The organism is Salinicola tamaricis (assembly GCF_003006155.1).
In the GTDB taxonomy this organism is placed as follows: Bacteria; Pseudomonadota; Gammaproteobacteria; order Pseudomonadales; family Halomonadaceae; genus Salinicola; species Salinicola tamaricis.
Map to the genome: position 1 here is coordinate 4,140,493 of NZ_CP023559.1, position 17,743 is coordinate 4,158,235.

Consider the following 17,743-nt stretch of genomic DNA (forward strand, 5'->3'; position numbering starts at 1 on the left):
GCGCATAGGGTGGCAGGTCCTGCGCTGCCTGATTTTCAGGCGGCGGGAGTCGCCGCGGCGCGCTTGAGCGCCGGGCCCGACAGCACGCGGACGCCAATATTGCCGAGCAGGGTCGCCCCCAGCATGGTCAACACCGTGGGCCAGGCACTGGCCAGTTCGAAGGCACCGACCAGCGCCCCCGCGACCGCCCCGCAGGTGAACTGCAGACACCCCTGCAGCGCCGTCGCGGTGGCACTCATGCGCGGGAAGTGATCGAGCATCGATGACATGGCGTTGGGGCTGATCAGCCCCTGCATGCCGACGAAGACCACCATCAGCGGCGCCACGCTGTAGATCGAGTCCAGCCCCGAGGCGACCAGCGCGACCAGGCCGATACCCGCACTCAGCTGCACGCCGAGCCCCAGCAGCAGGTTCTGCTGCGGCGTGCGGCGCTTGAGCAGACGAATATTGAGCCGGCTGGAGGAGGCCATGATCAGAATGTTGGCACCGAACACGAAGGGATAGAGCGTGGTCGAAAGGCCGTAGTGCTCCATATACAGATAGGGCGAACCGGTGATGAAGGCGAACATGCCGGCAAACGACATCGATACCGCCCCAATATAGCCCATCGCCTCGCGATGACGCAAAACGCTGCGATAGTTTCCCAGGATCTGCCCCATCGAGGGCGCCTCGGGATCGCGCCCATGGGTCTCGGGCAGAAAGCGCCCCAGCAGCCCCAGCACGAAGACCGCGTAGAGCGCCAGAAACAGAAAGATCAGCCCAGTCGGCCAAGTGCAGCAGCGCGCTGCCCAAAGCGGGCGCCACCAGCGGCGCCATCATCAGGATCATCACCATGGTCGACATCACCTTGGCCGCCTCGCGCCCACTGAAGCGGTCACGCACGATCGCCGCGGAGTTGACCACGCAGGCGCCCCCGCCGAGCGCCTGGACGAAGCGCCAGCTCCATAGCGTGGCCAGTGAGTCGACCTGGGTCAGCGCCAGACTGGCGAGCAGGAAGACAGCCAGTCCCGTCATCAGTATCGGCTTGCGACCGAACCGATCGGAGAGTGGTCCGCATACCAGCTGCCCCAGGGCAAAACCGAGCAGGAATTACTCAGTGACAGCTCGGTATGGTGCACGCTGGCACCAATAGAGGCCGCCAGCGCCGGCCATGGCAGGTAGATAGGCATCGATCGCCAGCGGCGCCAGGGCGGTATTGGCAGCCACCAGCAGCGCCAGACGACGCGCGCTCAGCGGCGTCACGTTAGACTCCTCGACAACACGATTTCCTCCTTGCGGCGAGCGGATGAGAGACACACGACCGCGGGCGGCGGTAGTGCCAAGCCAGCCACTGCGGCCACCGGCCAGCGATGCCGCTGGCGCGGACGATGACGACACCTGAAGATGACGGCGGCTGCCGCCAGGCCCCGGCCGGAATGCCGGAGCGATGATCACGCGCCCCCGAGACGGGGTCGCGGGGGCGCAGGAAGAGAGACACGGTTAGCATCCCTGCCTGGCCAGTGACACCGGCGCAGGCGCGCGAGACAGTCCCGAGCCCCGCGGACTCACCGAGTCAGTGCGAGGAAGCCTTGGCGTGCTGAGACTCGAGCAGCTCGATCAGCGGCTGGAACTCGTGCCGATTGTGCTCGCTCATGTGCATGAGAATACGATGGGCCTCGAGAATGCGCTGCTGAATGGCCTTCTCGTCGGCCTCTACGTGGGGCAGCTCGGCGAGCTCGGCCGGCTCGGTGAGCGGCGCCTCCACCAGCGTGAAGTAGCGCGCGAACCCCATCACGTCCAGCATGCGCCGTACATCCGGATGCTCGGCCACGATCGTCGGCGGCTGCTCCAGCCGCCCACGCACCGCCAGCGCCACCTTGGCCAAAAAGCCCAGCGCCGTGGAATCGACGTTGGTCGCTTCGCGCAGATCGACCATGACCGCACGCAGGCCCGGCAGATCCGCCAGCCGCTGCGCCTCGGCGTCGAGCGTCGCGCACAGCGTCAGGCGGACATCGCCGCAGAGCTTGAGTACGAATACGCCCGAGTCGAAGGCCGCCTTGATTCGCCCTTCAATCATGCTCGAAACCACTCAGTGTCATCATGCTGAGATCATCCGGCAGTTGATCTCCCAGCGCCAATCCATCCTTCAGATCGTCGACGCGGGTACAACGTGTCACGCGACGCTCGAGTTCCTTGAGCCGCGCATCCAGTGAAGCCGCCGGCAGGCATTCGAGCACGCCGTCGGAACAGAACCAGAGCTGGAATCGCTCGGGTAGCGGACAGCCATAGATGGGGTACTCGACATCCGGAAACAACCCCACCGGCGGCCCTTCTCCGCCCAGGTAGCTCGCCCCCTCCTCGCTGACGAGGATCGGCATGGGCAGCTGAGCGCCGAGCGCATAGTGCAGAAAATGGCGCTCATGGTCCAGTACCCCGGCAAAGATCGTGGCGTGCTTGCCGATACCGGTCTCCAGCAGCTCACGGTTGAGCTCACCCAGCCAGCGCGAAGGAAACGCCTCCGGCAGCAGCGTGCGCCACTGCGACAGCCAGCGGTTGCAGAGATACTTCAACAATACGGTGACGAATGCCGAGGAGGCCCCATGGCCGGCGACATCGGCGAAATAGAAGAAGCTGTAGCGCTCGTCGCAGCGCTGGAAATCGAGAAAGTCCCCGGAGAGATAGAGCGAGGGCGCAAACCAGTAGTCGCAGCGCACCCCGCGATGGGTCACCCCCGGCGGCGGCAGCAGCTTGCGCTGCACGTGTCCACCGGCGCGCTGATCCTCGCGCAGGATCTCCAGATGCCGCTCGAGTCGGTCGTTGAGCGACTGCAACTCCACGCGGCTCTCGTCGTGAGCGCGGGCCAGGCGGTCGAGATCGAGCGCGCGACACACCAGCCGACGCAGGATGTCGGCATGCGCCAGCGGTTCGACCAGATAGTCGATCAGCCCGGCATCCATCGCCTTGTGCAGGTCGCCGTCGCGGCGGCTCTCGCTGACCACGATGGTCGGCTGCCCCTGATCAGCGTCTCCCAGCCATCGTGCGAGACAGCACGCACGTGCGCCACGACCAGATCGCAGGCGCACGGCAACGCCGCCAAGGAGTGCGCCGCCACCACGCGCGCATCCAGGCGGGCGATCTCGCTCACCAGCATCTCGCGCTCCCGTCCCGGCAGGTCGATCACGCCGATCACGGGCTCATCGCTCAGCGTCTTGGACACGGGGTCACTCGGCGAAGTCGTCTTCGCTGTATTGGAAATCGTTGCCGAAGTCGCCGCTGGCGAACGGGTCCTTGCCCGCCTTGCCGTTGCTGATCAGGAACTGACGCCGCTGCAGATACGCATCGCGGATGAAGCTGTAGCGATCACCCTGGATCAACGACTCCTGATCGAGCAGGCTCGCGCGCAGATCGACGTAGCGCAGGAAGGTCAGACCGTAGCGCACCTTGTCATCTTCGACGTAGGTCACCGGATAGGTGTACATATCGAGCGGCAGGCCGCTGGTATCACGCACCGTGCTCGGGCCGAGCACCGGCAGCACCAGGTAGGGGCCGGAATCGACGCCCCACACGGCCAGCGTCTGACCGAAGTCCTCCTCGTTCTCGTCGAGCCCCATGCGCGTGGCTGGGTCGAGCAAGCCACCGATCCCCAGGATGGTGTTGATGACGAAGCGCCCTGAGGCCGTCCCGGCGTTGCCCCACTCCCACTGCAGCGCGCTGTTGAAGGCGGTGCGGATCTCACCGAGGTTGGAGAAGAAATTGCCGACACCGTCACGCACGGGTTCGGGAGTGACCGCCTTGTAGCCCTGGGCGACCGGCTTGAGCGCATAGCGATCGAGCGTGTCGTTGAACTGATAGACGCCACGGTTGAACCCTTCCCACGGATCCTGTGGGTTGCTGTTCTCACCGCTGGAGGCACAGCCCCCCAGCGCCAAAGCGACGGCGGCGCCGCTCAGCCAATGGATCGATTTCATCAACACGCATTCCCTTTACGCAGTATGACACTGCCCGCACTGTAGCCCGCGCCGAACGAACACACCACCCCCACATCGCCCTCCTCGAGATCGTCGCGATGCAGGTGCAGGGCGATGATCGAGCCGGCCGAGCTGGTATTGGCATAGCGGTCGAGAATGATCGGCGCCTCGCGCTCGCTCGCCTCGCGCCCCAGCACTCGCCGCGCGATCAGATCGTTCATATGGCGATTGGCCTGGTGTAGCCACAGCCGGGTGACCGACTCGCCGGTCAGCGACTGGCTATCCAGATGCTCGAGGATCAACTCCGCCACCAGCGGGCAGACCTCCTTGAAAACCTTGCGCCCTTCCTGCACGAACAGCTTGTCATCGGCGCTGCTGTCGGCGAGACGGTTGAGGAAGCCGAAGTTATTGCGGATGGCGTTGGAGAAGCGCGTGGTCAGGCGCGTGCCGAGCACGGTGAAGTGCTCGCGCTCGCGGGCCAGATGATCCGCCTCCAACAGTACCGCGGTGCAGGCGTCGCCAAAGATGAAGTGGCTATCGCGATCGCGGAAATCGAGATGCGCCGAGCAGATCTCGGGGTTGACCACCAGTACCCGCTCGAGACTCCCGGCACGAATGGCGTTGGTCGCCATGTCGATGGCGAAGGTGGCACTGGAGCAGGCCACGTTCATGTCGAAGGCGTAGCCACCGGCACCCAATGCCGCCTGCAACTCGACCGCGACCGCCGGGTATGGGCGCTGCAGGTTGGAGCAGGCGACGATGATCAGATCGAGCTGGTCGGCGCGGATGGCGGCCTGCTCGAGCGCCTGGCTCGCCGCAGCGAGGCCCATCTCGGCCTGCAGCGAGAGCGTCGCATTGTCGCGCTCTTCGATCCGCGGGCGCATCCGCGCGGGATCGAGGATGCCGCTCGCCTCCATGACGTAGCGACTTTCGATGCCCGACGCCTTGAGAATGAACGCCTCGCTGGAGTGGGCCAGCGGCTCGCGCTCGCCGCGGGCGATGGCCTCGGCGTGGCGGGCGTTCTCGGCGTCCACCCAGGTGTTGAAACTGGCGACCAGCGCCGCGTTGTCGATCGACTCCGGCGGCGTGAACAGGCCCGTCGCCGTAATGACGGCTTGCGTCATGACTCGCTCCTTATGCGGCGATAGCCGCAGTCCCTCTATATAGTGCGGCGAGCGCCGCAATCCCTCTCGATGGCGCGGCGAGCGCCGCGCTCCCTGTCGATATCGTACAGCCAGCACCCTCTAGCGCCGGCACCCAGAGCCACCCCCTGCAAGGCATGCTACGCCGGAGGCCAGTGCTCGGATGCAGCGGCCTCATACCGCCTGCCCGGTGATCTCGCGCCAGCGCCGCGCCAGGCGCTTCTCCGAGACACTCTCGAGCGTCCCCAACTGCTGGGCGAATAGCGACACCCGAAACTCCTGCAGCCACCAGCCGAACTCGATCAGCTCGGCGGGTACGACGCCCTCGCGCTCAGCGGCCTGACGGCGGGCATCGAGCCGACTCTCCCACTCTTGCACCTGCTGCATCGCCAGCTGATCGCGACGGCGGTCACGCGGCGCCTTCTCCAGCCGGATCTCGGCGGCCTGCATATAGCGCGGATAGTGTTCGAGCCAGGGCCCAGCATCGCGCACGAAGCCCGGATAGACCAGCCGCTGCATCTGCGCTTTGAGGTCACTGTAGCTCAGGGCCAGAGCAAAACTGACGTTACCCTTGAGCTGCTTGGTCACCGCCAGGTGCCCCTCCAGCGCCTTGTGCAGGTCGTCGAGCAGCCGCTCGGCGTAGCCCACCAGATCGCCCCGCCACTGCTCGAGGCGCGCATCGAAAGCTGCGCTCGAGCGCGGCAGCGGGTCGGCAGCGACGGTCTGCGCCAGTACCGCATCGATCACGTCCTGGGTCAGCTGCTCACGCGTGCCCACCTTGGTGAACAGCAGCGCACACGCCTTGAGCTGAGGCAGCTCCCGCTGCAGGTAGCGCAGAAGCTCCGGAAGGCGGCGGCGCGCCAGCGCCACCACGCCATCCCGGTGCGCCGCGGCGGCGCGCTCGGCGTGGTCGAACCAGGCGATCTGGAGCGCGTCACCGGCCGGCACCAGGGCCGGATAGACCTCGACCTGGATACCCGCCTGGCGGCTGGTACTGGAGTCGGGCAGCGGCGTCTGCGGCAGATCCTCCAGGGTCTCGCTGGGGGCCTCCTGCTGCTGCGCCATGGCACGTGCCCCGGCCGCCGCAGCGTCACCGAAGCGCTCGCGCAGAGCGGCCAAATCGCGCCCCTCGCCCAGCACCTGGCCCTCGTGGTCGACCACCCGCAGATTCATCACCAGATGCGGTTCGAGCTGATCGAGCCGCCATGCCGAGGGCTCCAGGCGTACCCGGTCTTGATCCGCAGGAACTCGCCCAGCGCGACCTCCACTGGGCCGCATCGGGGGTCAGCGTCGCAACGCCGCATCGACCAGTCGGGTATCGGCCCACCTGGCGCCGCAGCGGCTTGGGTAGCGCCTTGAGCAGCGCGATGCACTTGTCGCGCAACAGCCCCGGCACCAGCCACGACAGCCGCCCCTCCGGCAGCTGGGCCAGCATCACCGCGGGCACCGTGAGGTCACACCGTCGTCACTCGCCCCCGGGGCGAAGTGATAAGCTGAGCGGATAGCGCACGCCGTTGAACACCAGCTCATCGGGATACTGCTCGACGCTGACGTCATCGGCCTCGCGCGCCATCAGCGCGGCCTTGTCGAGTTTCAGCAGCTCGGGGGTCTCGCGCTCGGCGCGCTTGCGCCAGGCTTCGAAGTCGCGCCCGCTGGCGACCTCGGCAGGGATCCGCTCGTCGTAGAACGTGAACAGCGTTTCTTCGTCGACCAGGATATCTCGCTTGCGCGCGCGATCCTCCAGCTCCTCGACCTCCGCCACCATCGCGCGGTTGTGGGCGAAGAACGCCGCGCGGGTCTCGTAATCGCCTTCGACCAGTGCGCGCCGAATGAACAGCTCGCGCGCCTCCGCCGGCGCCACCTTGGCGTAGTCGACGCGCCGGCCGCTGACGATCGGCAGCCCGAACAGAGTGACCTGCTCCAGCGCCACCACCTGGGCGCGCTTGCGCTCCCAGTGCGGGTCGCTGTAGGCACGCTTGACCAGATGCCCCGCCTGGGGCTCGATCCACTCCGGCTTGATACGCGCACAATCGCGGGCGAACAGTCGACTGGTCTCGACCAGCTCACCAGCCATTACCCACTTGGGCGGCTTCTTGGCCAACCCCGAGGCGGGATGGAGCATGAATTTGCGATTACGCGCGCCGAGAAATTCGCGGCTCTCCGGCTGCAACTGCCCGAGGTGCGACAGCAGCCCGGCGAGCAGCGCCTGGTGCAGGCGCGGCGCGTCCACCCTAGGTGCGCCCTCCTCGCCCTCGCCGGGCTGCATGGCACTGCTCGGTTCGAGCTTCATCTCACGCACCAGCTGGCGCAGCTGACGATAGGTATCGTGCCACTCGCGCAGGCGCAGATAGCTCAGGTACTGGTCACGGCACCAGCGCCGCAGCTGGCTGCCGGAAAGCTCGTCGCGGGCCGCTTCGAAGCCCTGCCACAGATTGAGCCAGGCGACGAAGTCCGAATCGGGGTCATCCCACTGGCGGTGCTTCTGGTCGGCGGCCTGACGCTTCTCGGCCGGGCGCTCACGCGGGTCCTGGGTGGCCAGTGCGCTGACCACGATCAGCGCCTCGCGCAGACAGCCGAACTGCTCGCCGGCCAGCACCATACGCCCCAGCCGCGGGTCGATCGGCAGCCGCGACAGGCGTCGCCCGATGTCGCTCAGACGCTCGCCGCCGTCCACCGCGCCGAGTTCGAACAGCAGGCGGTAGCCATCCTTGACCACCCGCGGATCGGGGGCGTCGACGAAGGGAAAGTCGAGCACCTCGCCGAGCTTGAGCGAGAGCATCGACAGGATCACCGCCGCCAGATTGGTGCGCTGGATCTCGGGCTCGGTGAACTCGGGCCGAGAGAGGAAATCCTCCTCGCTGTAGAGACGGATGCAAACGCCATCGGCAACGCGTCCGCAGCGCCCCTTGCGCTGATTGGCGCTGGCCTGACTCACCGGCTCGATCGGCAGCCGCTGCACCTTGGCCCGGAAGCTGTAACGGCTCATACGCACCAGCCCCGGATCGATCACATAGCGGATACCCGGTACCGTCAACGAGGTCTCGGCGACGTTGGTCGACAGCACGATGCGGCGCCCGGCATGGCTCTGGAAGACACGGTTCTGCTCGGCGTTGGAGAGCCGCGCGTAGAGCGGCAGGATCTCGGTGCTCTTGAGCTCGAGCCGGCGCAGCAGATCGGCGGTCTCGCGGATCTCGCGCTCACCGGGCAGAAAGATCAGGATATCGCGTGGCCCCGAGTACCAGCGCTTGTCGCGCTCGATCTGCTCGATCTCCTCGACCGCCGCTACGATGCCCTCCTGCAGCGTCAGATCCTCCTCGTCGCGGGCTTCTCGCACCAGTGGGCGGTAGCGCACCTCTACCGGGTAGGCACGCCCGGAAACCTCGACCACCGGCGCCGGGCGCGTCTCGCCTTCGACCTCGCGGGCGAAGTGGCGCGATAGCCGGTCGACGTCGATGGTGGCGGAAGTGATGATGATCTTGAGATCGGGCCGGCGCGCGCTGAGGCGCTTGAGATAGCCGAGCAGGAAGTCGATGTTGAGGCTGCGCTCGTGAGCCTCGTCGATGATGATCGCGTCATAGCGCAGCAGGTCCGGGTCATGCTGGGTCTCGGCCAGCAGAATGCCGTCGGTCATCAGCTTGACCAGAGTGGCGTCACCGCTCTGGTCGGTGAAGCGCACCTGATAACCGACCTGCTCGCCCAACGGCACCTCGAGCTCCTCCGCCAGCCGGGTAGCCACCGAGCGCGCCGCCAGCCGCCGCGGCTGGGTATGCCCGATCATACCGCGCCGGCCCAGGCCCAGCTCGAGACACAGCTTGGGCAGCTGAGTGGTCTTGCCCGAGCCGGTCTCGCCGGCCACCACCACCACCTGATGCTCGCGCAGCGCCTCGAGGATCGTCTCGCGCCGCGCAGCCACCGGCAGCGACTCCGGATAGTCGAGGGTGACGCGCTCTCGACGTCGGCGCTCGGCCTGCGCCTGAGAGGCGTCGATGCGGGCCTCGATCTCGCTCAGCGAGCGGTCGATCGGCTTGCCCTCGCGGGCGCGCCGTTCGAGCCGCACCAGGCGTCCGCGCAGGGCATGGGCATCGCGCAGCAGGCAGGCGTCGAGCCGTGCCTGCAATTGAGTCAGAGCTTGGGAAGCGTTGGCAGCGGTGGCGCTCAAGAGATCCTCGACATCGACAGTCCGGTGAAGTCGCCGGGAGACCACGGCGAACCCACCATTGTAGCGCCGAAACCGCCCTAACTCACGTCGAGGCCCCGCTATCGGCAGCCTGATGGCCATCGCGCAGCTCGCGCCGCAGTACCTTGCCGACGTTGCTCTTGGGCAGCTCGTCGCGCAGCTCGACGAACTTGGGCACCTTGTAGCCGGTCAGTTCCTTCTTGCACCACTGACGCAGCGCCTGGGGGTCGAGCCCCTCGTTGCGCGCCACCACGAACAGTTTGATCGCCTCGCCGCTCTCCTCGTCGGGTATCCCCACCGCCGCGGCCTCGAGCACGTCCGGATGCCCCACGACCACCTCCTCGATCTCATTGGGATAGACGTTGAACCCCGAGACCAGAATCATGTCCTTCTTGCGGTCGACGATCTTGACGTAGCCATCCTCCTGCACCACCGCCATGTCGCCGGTACGCAGCCAGCCATCGTCGCTGAGCGTCTTGGCGGTATCTTCCGGGCGATTCCAGTAGCCCTTCATCACCTGCGGCCCCTTGATGCACAACTCGCCACTCTCCCCCGGTGGCAGCGCGCGACCTTCGTCATCGACCACCCGCACCTCAGTGCCCGCCACCGGCCGGCCGATAGTGCCGATCTGCGGCGCATCGGGCGGATTGACCAGGGCGATCGGCGAGGTCTCGGTCAAGCCGTAGCCCTCGACGATGCCGTTGCCGGTCACTTCCTGCCAGCGCTTGGCCGCGGCCTGGGTCAGCGCCATGCCGCCGGAGATGGTGAACTTGAGCCGCGAGAAGTCGAGCGCCTTGAAGTCGTCGCGCTGGCACAGGGCATTGAACAACGTGTTGAGCCCGACGAAGACGCTGAACGGTGTCTGGGAGAGCGTCTTGACGAAGCCGGCGATGTCACGCGGGTTGGGAATCAGCACGTTGTGCTGGCCGGTGGTCATCGCATACAGGCAGTTCACGGTGAAGGTGTAAATGTGATAGCACGGCAGCGGCGCAATGATCGTCTCGCGGCCGTTCTCCAGGGTATCGCCGAGCAGTTGCTGGGTCTGCAGCATGTTGGCGATCAGGTTGCGGTGCGTCAGCATCGCGCCCTTGGCCACCCCGGTGGTGCCGCCGGTGTACTGCAGCACGGCGATCTCATCGTCCTGCCCCGAGGCGACCCTGGCCGCATGCTCGCCACCGGACAGGGTACGCCGAAAAGCGACTGCCTGGGGCAGAGAGTAGGCGGGCACCATCTTCTTGACCCGGCGCACCACGAAATTGATCAGCGAACGCTTGGGCCAGTCGTGTAGGTCGCCCATCTCGGTGACCACCACATGGCGGATCTCGGTCTGGTCGAGCACGTTCTCGAGCTTCTGGGCCATGTTGGCCAGCACCACGATCGCCTTGGCCCCGGCGTCACGGAACTGATGCCGCATCTCGCGCTCGGTGTAGAGCGGATTGGTGTTGACGATCACCAGGCCGGCGCGCAACGCGCCGAATACCGCCACCGGAAACTGCAGCACATTGGGCAATTGGATGGCGATACGATCACCCGGCTCGAGATCGGTGTGAGTCTGCAGCCAGGCAGCGAAGCGATCGGCGAGGCGATCGATCTCGGCATAGCTCAGGGTCTTGCCCATACAGGTGAAAGCCGGCTTGTCGGCATAGCGACGGCAGGCATCGGCGATGATGTCGTTGATCGAATGAAAAGCCTCGAGACCCGTCAGGGGCACTCCGGACTCGACGTAAGCGTTCGCGCTGTCACCCATGGGATCTCCTTGATTAGGCTTGAATAACTCCCTTATATCAGGTTCCCCGCGCCCCGGCGCTGCCACCAAGGTGGTAACCGCGCCTTTACAGGGAGGGCTCCGAGCGCCGCGCCCGGCGCCGCCGGCTAGCGACGCGGCGCCAGCGTTCGAGCAGCAGCAGCAACACCAGCAGCGCGATCACGATCCAGGTGACCGGCCGCTGGGCATAGGTCTCGACATAGGGGCGCGCGACCTGCCAGCCTTCGCGCGCCTTGGCCACGGCCGCATCGGCCATCTGCGACGCCGACAGCCCGTCGGTGAAGCTGTCGTCGCTGCCACTGCCCAGGCTATCGTCCTGCTCCCGCTGCTGGCTCTTGACCGCACGTGACAGATCGGCGCCGGTGAGCCCCACCGCGGCATCGGGGTTCAAACGCACGATGGGCAGGTCGAAGTGCCAGGTACGGCCATCGAGGTCGGCCTCGGCGGAGATGGTCACCGGCAGCGAGGCGTCGGGGTCGGTGCGCGGCACTTCGATCGCCCAGGTGCGCGCATCGAGGCGCTGGACCGTCAGCGGGCTGCCGGTGAGCTCGGCGCTGAGCCGGGTATTGTCGGCATTGAGATCGGGATGATTGGCGCGGATCACGATGCGTGAGCCGTCCTGGCTCAGCTCGGCGCTGAGTGCCGCGACCACGTTGACCGCCTGCACCCGTTGGCGAATCAGGCGATCGCTGCGCGCGGTGATCACCAGGCGCGCGTTGCCCAGCTGCTCTGCGCCGGGCAGCTCACCGCGGAAGTGACCCGCCTGGGGCGATAGCGTCGTCTGCGCCAGCAGATTGCCATCGAGGTCACGCAGCTCGGCGCGCACCTTGAGCCCGGCCGGTAGCGCATCGCCCTCCAGACGCTGACTCTGGGCTTCCAGCCATACATCCAGCGGCGTGGTGAAGCCACTGTAGAGGGTCGCCGGCAGCGCGGTGCTGCGCAGCGCGATATCGGCCTGAATGCCGACCCGACTATCGTCACCGATGGCGCCCTCGATCCGCCACTCGCCGGCCATCGGCCCGGGCACCTTGATCAGATCGTAGCGGTCGCTGCTCTGCCACTCGACTCGACCGGGATGGTCGTCGCGGGAATAGCGCTGGCCGTCAGGGCCGATCAGTACCGGCGAGCCGGCCTCCGGCGCGTGGAACAGCAGCGCGTTGAAGGCCTGAATATCGTCATCGATGGTGAAACGCTGCTGCGCGTCGATGGGCACCTGATCTCCCGGCAGGATACGGTCGAGCACGTCGAGGAAGGCGCGCAGCAGTTGGTCCGGCGTGTCGGCCACCGCCGCCAGCCCGCCGGTGGTCTGCGCCACCTGCTCGAGCAGCGGCAGGTCGACGTTGCGCGACAGCGCGATCAGATGGACGGTCACCCCCTCTGCCGCCAGCTTGGGCGCCAGCTCGGTGATGACCCGCTGCCGCGAGGCCGCGTCCTGCTGTCGCTTGTCGCCGCCGGTGGCGGGCAGGTCGATCATGCCGTCGGTGAGCAGGATCAGATGGCGATTGGGCCCCTGGGGCGGCGCGGCGGCGGCGCGGGTCAGGGCCCGCTCGATATCGGTGAACTGCTGGTAGTCGGTGAGCTGCGGCATCAGCTGGCTCACCCGCTGACGCCAGGCATCGTCGACCCCGGCATCGGGAACCGGGTTGGCCACGGTGGTACCGAAGGTCCAGATGGAACCGCGCGCCTCCCGCGGCAGCAGGATGGCGGCAAGATCCAGTGCGTTGGCCCGCAGGTTGCCGGGATCGTTCTGCTTCATGCTGCCGGAGACATCGACCACGATCCTGACGTCCGGCGCCGTCTGCGCCAGTACCCAGCCCGGCAGCAAACCGAGCAGACACACCAGCCATACCCTCAACGCACGCATGCTGCGCTTCCTTATCGCCACCCGGCTCCGGCGTGGAGTACGCGCAAAGCCTTGTCCAAAAAAAGCGTCCGGCGCGACTCCGCTCCGGCCGCCTGCTGAAGCCCAGCGGGCGGGGACCGAGTCAGCCGACCATCGGTTCGCGGCGACCGCCGCCCTTGCCGCGCTCACCCGTCTTTTTCACAGCGGCAGCACGGGCGGCACCCGACTGCCGTCTGCCGCCACGGCCGCCGGTGCGGTCGTCGTCACCGCCACGGTGGCGCAGTTGGCGCCACGCCAGCAAGCCGACCCCGGCACCCACTGCTGCGCCCAGCAGCAGCAGCGGCAACGCACCGAAGACCTGGCCGCCGTCGTGTTGCAGCACGCCCACCGCCATCACCACGATGGCCGGGGCAAGGCCGGAGTAGGTCTCACCCGGCTGCAGCAGCGGCAGCGTGAAGGGGGCGACCATCCACAGCGCCCCGGCGACCACGCCGACCAGCACCAGACGCGGCAACAGCGGCAACAGTCTCACCCCCAGATAGCCGGTGACCAGGACCACACAGGAGAGGGCGGCGTAGCTCAGCCACAGCTGCGGCAGGGAATCGGAAAACAGCATGATGACGACTCTCGATTCGAACGGTTTGGGACATGGTACACTTCCCGCCTGGAAAGCACAGCCGACCGGGGTCCGTGCCAGAGGGTCGGGTCGCGGCGGCGTCCTCGCCATGCGAACTACCCACCCGAGCAGCCTGTAGCCTATGCCCCGCGTCCAGCCCCCGAGCCCTCCCCCGTCAGCCACTTCCGCCGCGACGACGATCCCGCCTGGCACTGGCTGGAATCGCGCGACGACCCTCAGGTGAAGACTTTCCTGCGCGCCGCCAATCGCCAGAGCGATCGCTTCTTCGCGCCGCTGAAGCCGCTCGAGGATGCGCTCTACGACGGCCATCTGGCGCGTCGCGAACTTGCCGTCACCGGGCTGCCGACCACGCTCGACCACTACCGCTACTGGAGCGAGACGGCCGCCGACGCCGACTATCCGCGCTGGTGGCGTCAGGCGTGCCAGAGTGACCTGGCCCCCGAACTGATCCTCGATCTGCAGGCACGAGCCGCCGACCACGACTTCCTAGAGCTTGGCGACATGGCGCTCTCTCCCGACGAGGGCTGGCTGGCCTGGACCGAAGACGTCAGCGGCAACGAGTTCTTCGACCTCTATCTCAAGCGCCTGCCGGATGGTGAGCCGCGCCGGCTGCGCCGGCGTCTGGGTCCGGAGCTTTTGTGGGCGGAGGATAACCGCACCCTGCTCTTCACCCGCTACGACGCCACCCAACGCCCCGCCAGCGTGTGGCGGCTGTGCATGGAGAGCGACCGCTGCGCCAAACTGTTCGAGGAACCGGACGTCGAGTTTTGGGTCGGCGTGGGCAAGACCCGCTCGCGCCAGTGGCTGGTGATCGAGACCGCCTCCAAGGATACCGCCGAGTGCCATCTGATTCCTGCCGCCGAGCCCGAGCGCGCGCCGCGCTGCGTGCGCCCACGGGAGAGCGGCATCGAGTACGGCATCGACCATCGCGGCGACACCTTCTATGTGCTGCACAATCGCGATGCCGCCCACTTCCGCCTCGACACCGCCCCGGTGTCCGCACCCGACCAGTGGCAGCCGCTGGTGGGGCATCGCGAGGATGTCACTCTCGAGGGCGTCGACGCCTTCGCCTGGGGCCTGATGCTCACCGAACGCGACCACCACGAGGCGCAGGTCTATCTGCGCGCGATCGAGCTCGCGCCGGGGGCTGACGCCAGCGATGCCGCGGGCGTGCCCGGCTATCGCCTGCCGCTGCCGGAGGCGCCGTGCAGCCTGGCGCTGGGCGACACGCCGGACTTCCACGCTCGCCGCCTGCGCCTGCGCGAGGAGTCGTTCACACTGCCCGTGCGCTGGGTCGAGCACGATCTCGACAGCGGCGAGCAGCGCCTGCTCAAGAGCCAGACCCTGCACGGCGACCTCCAGCCGGCACAGTTGACCTGCCGCCGCCTGTGGGCGACGGGCCACGACGGCGAGCGCATTCCGGTTTCGGTGGTCGCCCGCGCCGACCTCCTGGGGCAGGCCCCGATGCCGACCCTGCTCTACGGCTACGGCGCCTATGGTGAGGTACTCGACCCCTGGTTCTCGGTAGCTCGGCTCGAGTTGCTCGCGCGCGGGGTCGCCTTCGCCGTGGCCCACGTGCGCGGTGGCGGCGACCGCGGCGAGCCGTGGTATCTGGCCGGCAAGCTGGAGCACAAGGAGAACAGTTTCCGCGACTTCCTCGCCGCACGCCACGCTCTGGTCGATGCGGGCCTCGCCGCCCCCGAGCGCATCGCCGCTTACGGCGCCAGCGCCGGCGGCCTGCTGGTCGGGGCCAGTCTCAACCTGGAGCCCACCGCGTTCTGCGCTGCGGTGCTCGATGTGCCCTTCGTCGACGTGCTGCGCACCATGGAGAATCCCGACCTGCCGTTGACCACGGCGGAGTACACCGAGTGGGGCAACCCCGACGAGCCCGCCGTACGCCGGCGCATTCGCGACTACTCGCCGCTGGACAACCTGACCCCGCAGCCCTACCCCAGCGTCCTGCTGCAGGGCAGTTGGCACGACTCACGGGTGCCCTACTGGGAACCAGCCAAGCTCTATGCGCGCATGACCGAACTCGACAGCGCGCGCGGCCCGGTGCTGCTGCGAACCGACATGGCCGCCGGCCACGGCGGCGCCTCCGGACGTTTCAAGGCGTGGCGCGACAATGCACGCCAGGACGCCTTCCTGCTGTGGGCCCTGGGCGTCGCAGAGCCGCAGGTGTCACCGGGTGAGCCGCAGCAGGAAGCCGAGTGAAATGCGAATACGGCCGGCCCCACGGGCCGGCCGCAGCAGGAGGCGATGACCCTTGGGTTCGCAGGGTAGACAGAGATGCTGAGGGGGGGTCAGTCGCGTAGCGGTATGATATCGATGATGTGCGCTTCGTAGTCCGCCTCGTCGACCTCGCGCTCACTCACAGCGAAGTGGCGCACGCTCATGCCACGGGCGTGCATGCGCCGATCGTCGCCGCTGCGCAGCGGATGCCAACTGGCCAGCTTGCGCCCCTCGGACAGGCGGCGATAAGCGCAGCTGTGCGGCAGCCAGTGAAACTCGTCGAGATTGGCCAGACTCAGTTGGGTGCACTCCGGCACCCGCTCGAAGCGGTGGGCATAGTCGCCACAACGGCAGCTGTCGATATCGAGCAGACGGCAGGCGACGTTGAGCGTGGCCACGTCGCCGCTCTCCGGGTGCTCCATCTTGACCAGGCAGCACTTGCCGCAGCCGTCGCACAGCGCCTCCCACTCCTGCGGGGTCAGCTCCTCGAGCGTGAACCGCTCCCAGAATCGCTCACGCATGGGGCGTATCGTCCGTGTCGCGCGGGGTGAACAGATCGAGCAGATAGCCCTCCTTGGCCGGCGGCATCTGCAGATAGAAGCCCTGAACGCGGATCGCCGCCATCACCTGATGGACATCGACCCGGGCCAGCGGCCGCTCGGCACGTAGCAGCAGCGTCATCACCGGAATCGGGCGGCCGAAGCGCTCGCGCAGCGCCTGCGGCACTGCCGCCATGCCCCGCGCCTTGTCGAGGTAGAGATACATTTCATCGAGGCGCGGGCTCTTGACCACCTCGCACAGCAGGCGCTGCTCGCCGGCGCTCATGTCGCCCCCTCGAGCGCGTCCAGCGCAGCGCGCCACGGCGCCGCCAGACAGTCGCCACGCCAGCCGCCGGGCAGCGGCAGCGGCAGCCCACCGAGGTGCGCCGCCGCGATCGTCTCCATCTCAGCGCGATTGGAGAGCCGCTCCGGCGCCAGCCCCAGCGCTGTGGCGCGCTCGCTGACCACGCCCTTGAGCGCTTTCATGCGCCGCTTGAAAGCCGGCGCAGTAGGCACCGGCGGCGGTGTCGGCAGCCTCGCCTCGTCGGCGTGCTGCGCCTGCTTGACCAGGTCCAGCAGCGCATCGCCTTCGCGCTTGACCAGCGCCGGCGTCACGCCGTCGACCGCGGCCAGCTCGAAACGGTTGGTGGGCATCGCCTCGGCGACAGCCAACAGCAGCCCATCCTTGGCCAGCCAGCCGCGCGGGGTATCGCGACGACGCACCTCGGCCTCGCGCCAGCGAGTCATCAGGCGGTAGGCCTCGACCTGACGCGGGGTCAGCCGCCATAGCTGACGCTGGCGCAGATACCAACGCTCGCCGGCGTTGACGTCGCGCCCGGCACCGAGCGCGGCACACTCTTCGTCCAGCCACGCAAGCCGCCCCTGTGCTTCCAGTGCCTGGCGCTGCTGCGCCCAGATCTCGGGCAAGAAATAGACGTCGAGCGCCGCATAGTCGAGCTGCGCCGCACTCAGCGGGCGCTCGAGCCAGTTGGAGCGGGTCTCCTCCTTGGGCAGATCGACCCCACAGCGCGCCTGTACCAGCCCGCGATAGCCGATCGCCGCCGACTCGCCCAGCAGCGACTCGGCCACCTGGGTGTCGATCAGCGGCGCGATCTCGACCCCGGCCCACAGCGCGAGCACCTCGAGATCCTCGCTGCAGGCATGGATCAGCTTGGGCGCACCGCCGGCAAGCAGCGCACGCAGCGCCGTATCCGCCGTCACCGCCTGGGGGTCGATGAGATAGATACGCTCGCCGGCGCTGAGCTGGACCAGCGCCGGCACCGGATAGAAGCTGGTCTCGCGGAAGAACTCCGTATCCAGCGCCAGCACTTCGGCGTCGGCCAGAGCGGCACAGGCGGCAGCGAGGCCCGCCGGCGTATCGATCCATTCAATGGGCGTGTCGACAGTCATTCGAACTCTTTCATGGTTGAGCGCGTCACGGCCGCAGCCGCGTCACGTGGG

Annotated in this window: 12 protein-coding genes and 3 pseudogenes; 1 reads left to right on the forward strand and 14 read right to left on the reverse strand. The window is 67.5% G+C overall.

The window, feature by feature from the left end:
• Positions 1-35 precede the first annotated feature (35 nt).
• The 11 genes and pseudogenes from CN538_RS19000 to CN538_RS19040 form a co-directional block, all read right to left on the reverse strand.
• Positions 36-1,242 (reverse strand): annotated as a pseudogene (locus tag CN538_RS19000) (Bcr/CflA family multidrug efflux MFS transporter).
• Positions 1,243-1,552: 310 nt separating this feature from the next.
• The gene (locus tag CN538_RS19005) at positions 1,553-2,056 is read right to left on the reverse strand and encodes an STAS domain-containing protein (protein ID WP_106420438.1); all 504 of its coding nucleotides are present in this window, start codon (positions 2,054-2,056) and stop codon (positions 1,553-1,555) included.
• Complete coding sequence (locus CN538_RS19010; RefSeq protein WP_340638191.1) at positions 2,049-2,978, reverse strand: PP2C family protein-serine/threonine phosphatase; 930 nt, start codon at positions 2,976-2,978, stop codon at positions 2,049-2,051. The genes CN538_RS19005 and CN538_RS19010 overlap by 8 nt, the downstream gene beginning before the upstream one ends.
• Positions 2,921-3,196, reverse strand: coding sequence for a hypothetical protein (locus tag CN538_RS25705; protein ID WP_340638192.1), 276 nt, complete (start codon positions 3,194-3,196; stop codon positions 2,921-2,923). The genes CN538_RS19010 and CN538_RS25705 overlap by 58 nt, the downstream gene beginning before the upstream one ends.
• 4 nt (positions 3,197-3,200) lie before the next feature.
• On the reverse strand, positions 3,201-3,947 hold the full coding sequence (locus CN538_RS19015) for an MlaA family lipoprotein (RefSeq protein WP_106420439.1): 747 nt from the start codon (positions 3,945-3,947) through the stop codon (positions 3,201-3,203).
• Positions 3,947-5,071, reverse strand: a complete 1,125-nt coding sequence (locus tag CN538_RS19020; protein ID WP_106420440.1) for a beta-ketoacyl-ACP synthase III — start codon at positions 5,069-5,071, stop codon at positions 3,947-3,949. Before CN538_RS19020 ends, CN538_RS19015 begins: the two co-directional genes overlap by 1 nt.
• 192 nt (positions 5,072-5,263) lie before the next feature.
• On the reverse strand, positions 5,264-6,367 hold the full coding sequence (locus CN538_RS25710) for a DUF3418 domain-containing protein (RefSeq protein ID WP_340638193.1): 1,104 nt from the start codon (positions 6,365-6,367) through the stop codon (positions 5,264-5,266).
• A 106-nt stretch (positions 6,368-6,473) separates the two neighbouring features.
• A pseudogene (gene hrpA / locus CN538_RS19025) lies at positions 6,474-9,368 on the reverse strand (ATP-dependent RNA helicase HrpA); the annotation flags it as partial.
• On the reverse strand, positions 9,331-11,013 hold the full coding sequence (locus tag CN538_RS19030) for an AMP-binding protein (RefSeq protein ID WP_106420441.1): 1,683 nt from the start codon (positions 11,011-11,013) through the stop codon (positions 9,331-9,333). The gene CN538_RS19030 and the pseudogene hrpA, both read right to left, overlap by 38 nt.
• 85 nt (positions 11,014-11,098) lie before the next feature.
• Entirely contained in the window at positions 11,099-12,895 is a 1,797-nt protein-coding gene (locus CN538_RS19035) for a VWA domain-containing protein (protein ID WP_106420442.1), read from the reverse strand.
• Positions 12,896-13,016: 121 nt separating this feature from the next.
• Complete coding sequence (locus CN538_RS19040; protein ID WP_207233763.1) at positions 13,017-13,490, reverse strand: hypothetical protein; 474 nt, start codon at positions 13,488-13,490, stop codon at positions 13,017-13,019.
• Positions 13,491-13,649: 159 nt separating this feature from the next.
• Between CN538_RS19040 and CN538_RS19045 the strand changes: the two are divergent.
• A pseudogene (locus CN538_RS19045) lies at positions 13,650-15,725 on the forward strand (S9 family peptidase); the annotation flags it as partial.
• A gap of 89 nt (positions 15,726-15,814) precedes the next feature.
• On the opposite strand, the gene CN538_RS19050 reads toward CN538_RS19045, so the two are convergent.
• Genes CN538_RS19050 through CN538_RS19060 form a run of 3 tightly spaced genes read right to left on the reverse strand, consistent with a single transcriptional unit; the run spans position 15,815 to position 17,692 of the window.
• Positions 15,815-16,264, reverse strand: a complete 450-nt coding sequence (locus tag CN538_RS19050; RefSeq protein ID WP_106420443.1) for a YcgN family cysteine cluster protein — start codon at positions 16,262-16,264, stop codon at positions 15,815-15,817.
• Positions 16,257-16,568, reverse strand: coding sequence for a YcgL domain-containing protein (locus tag CN538_RS19055; protein ID WP_106420444.1), 312 nt, complete (start codon positions 16,566-16,568; stop codon positions 16,257-16,259). Before CN538_RS19055 ends, CN538_RS19050 begins: the two co-directional genes overlap by 8 nt.
• Complete coding sequence (locus CN538_RS19060) at positions 16,565-17,692, reverse strand: ribonuclease D (RefSeq protein ID WP_106420445.1); 1,128 nt, start codon at positions 17,690-17,692, stop codon at positions 16,565-16,567. Before CN538_RS19060 ends, CN538_RS19055 begins: the two co-directional genes overlap by 4 nt.
• Positions 17,693-17,743 lie beyond the last annotated feature (51 nt).

Coding starts and splice junctions, on each gene's coding strand:
- CN538_RS19005 (WP_106420438.1), bottom strand. CDS start 2,056: ATGATTGAAGGGCGAATCAAGGCGGCCTTCGACTCGGGCGTATTCGTA.
- CN538_RS19015 (WP_106420439.1), bottom strand. CDS start 3,947: ATGAAATCGATCCATTGGCTGAGCGGCGCCGCCGTCGCTTTGGCGCTG.
- CN538_RS19020 (WP_106420440.1), bottom strand. CDS start 5,071: ATGACGCAAGCCGTCATTACGGCGACGGGCCTGTTCACGCCGCCGGAG.
- CN538_RS25710 (WP_340638193.1), bottom strand. CDS start 6,367: ATGCGGCCCAGTGGAGGTCGCGCTGGGCGAGTTCCTGCGGATCAAGAC.
- CN538_RS19030 (WP_106420441.1), bottom strand. CDS start 11,013: ATGGGTGACAGCGCGAACGCTTACGTCGAGTCCGGAGTGCCCCTGACG.
- CN538_RS19035 (WP_106420442.1), bottom strand. CDS start 12,895: ATGCGTGCGTTGAGGGTATGGCTGGTGTGTCTGCTCGGTTTGCTGCCG.
- CN538_RS19040 (WP_207233763.1), bottom strand. CDS start 13,490: ATGCTGTTTTCCGATTCCCTGCCGCAGCTGTGGCTGAGCTACGCCGCC.
- CN538_RS19050 (WP_106420443.1), bottom strand. CDS start 16,264: ATGCGTGAGCGATTCTGGGAGCGGTTCACGCTCGAGGAGCTGACCCCG.
- CN538_RS19055 (WP_106420444.1), bottom strand. CDS start 16,568: ATGAGCGCCGGCGAGCAGCGCCTGCTGTGCGAGGTGGTCAAGAGCCCG.
- CN538_RS19060 (WP_106420445.1), bottom strand. CDS start 17,692: ATGACTGTCGACACGCCCATTGAATGGATCGATACGCCGGCGGGCCTC.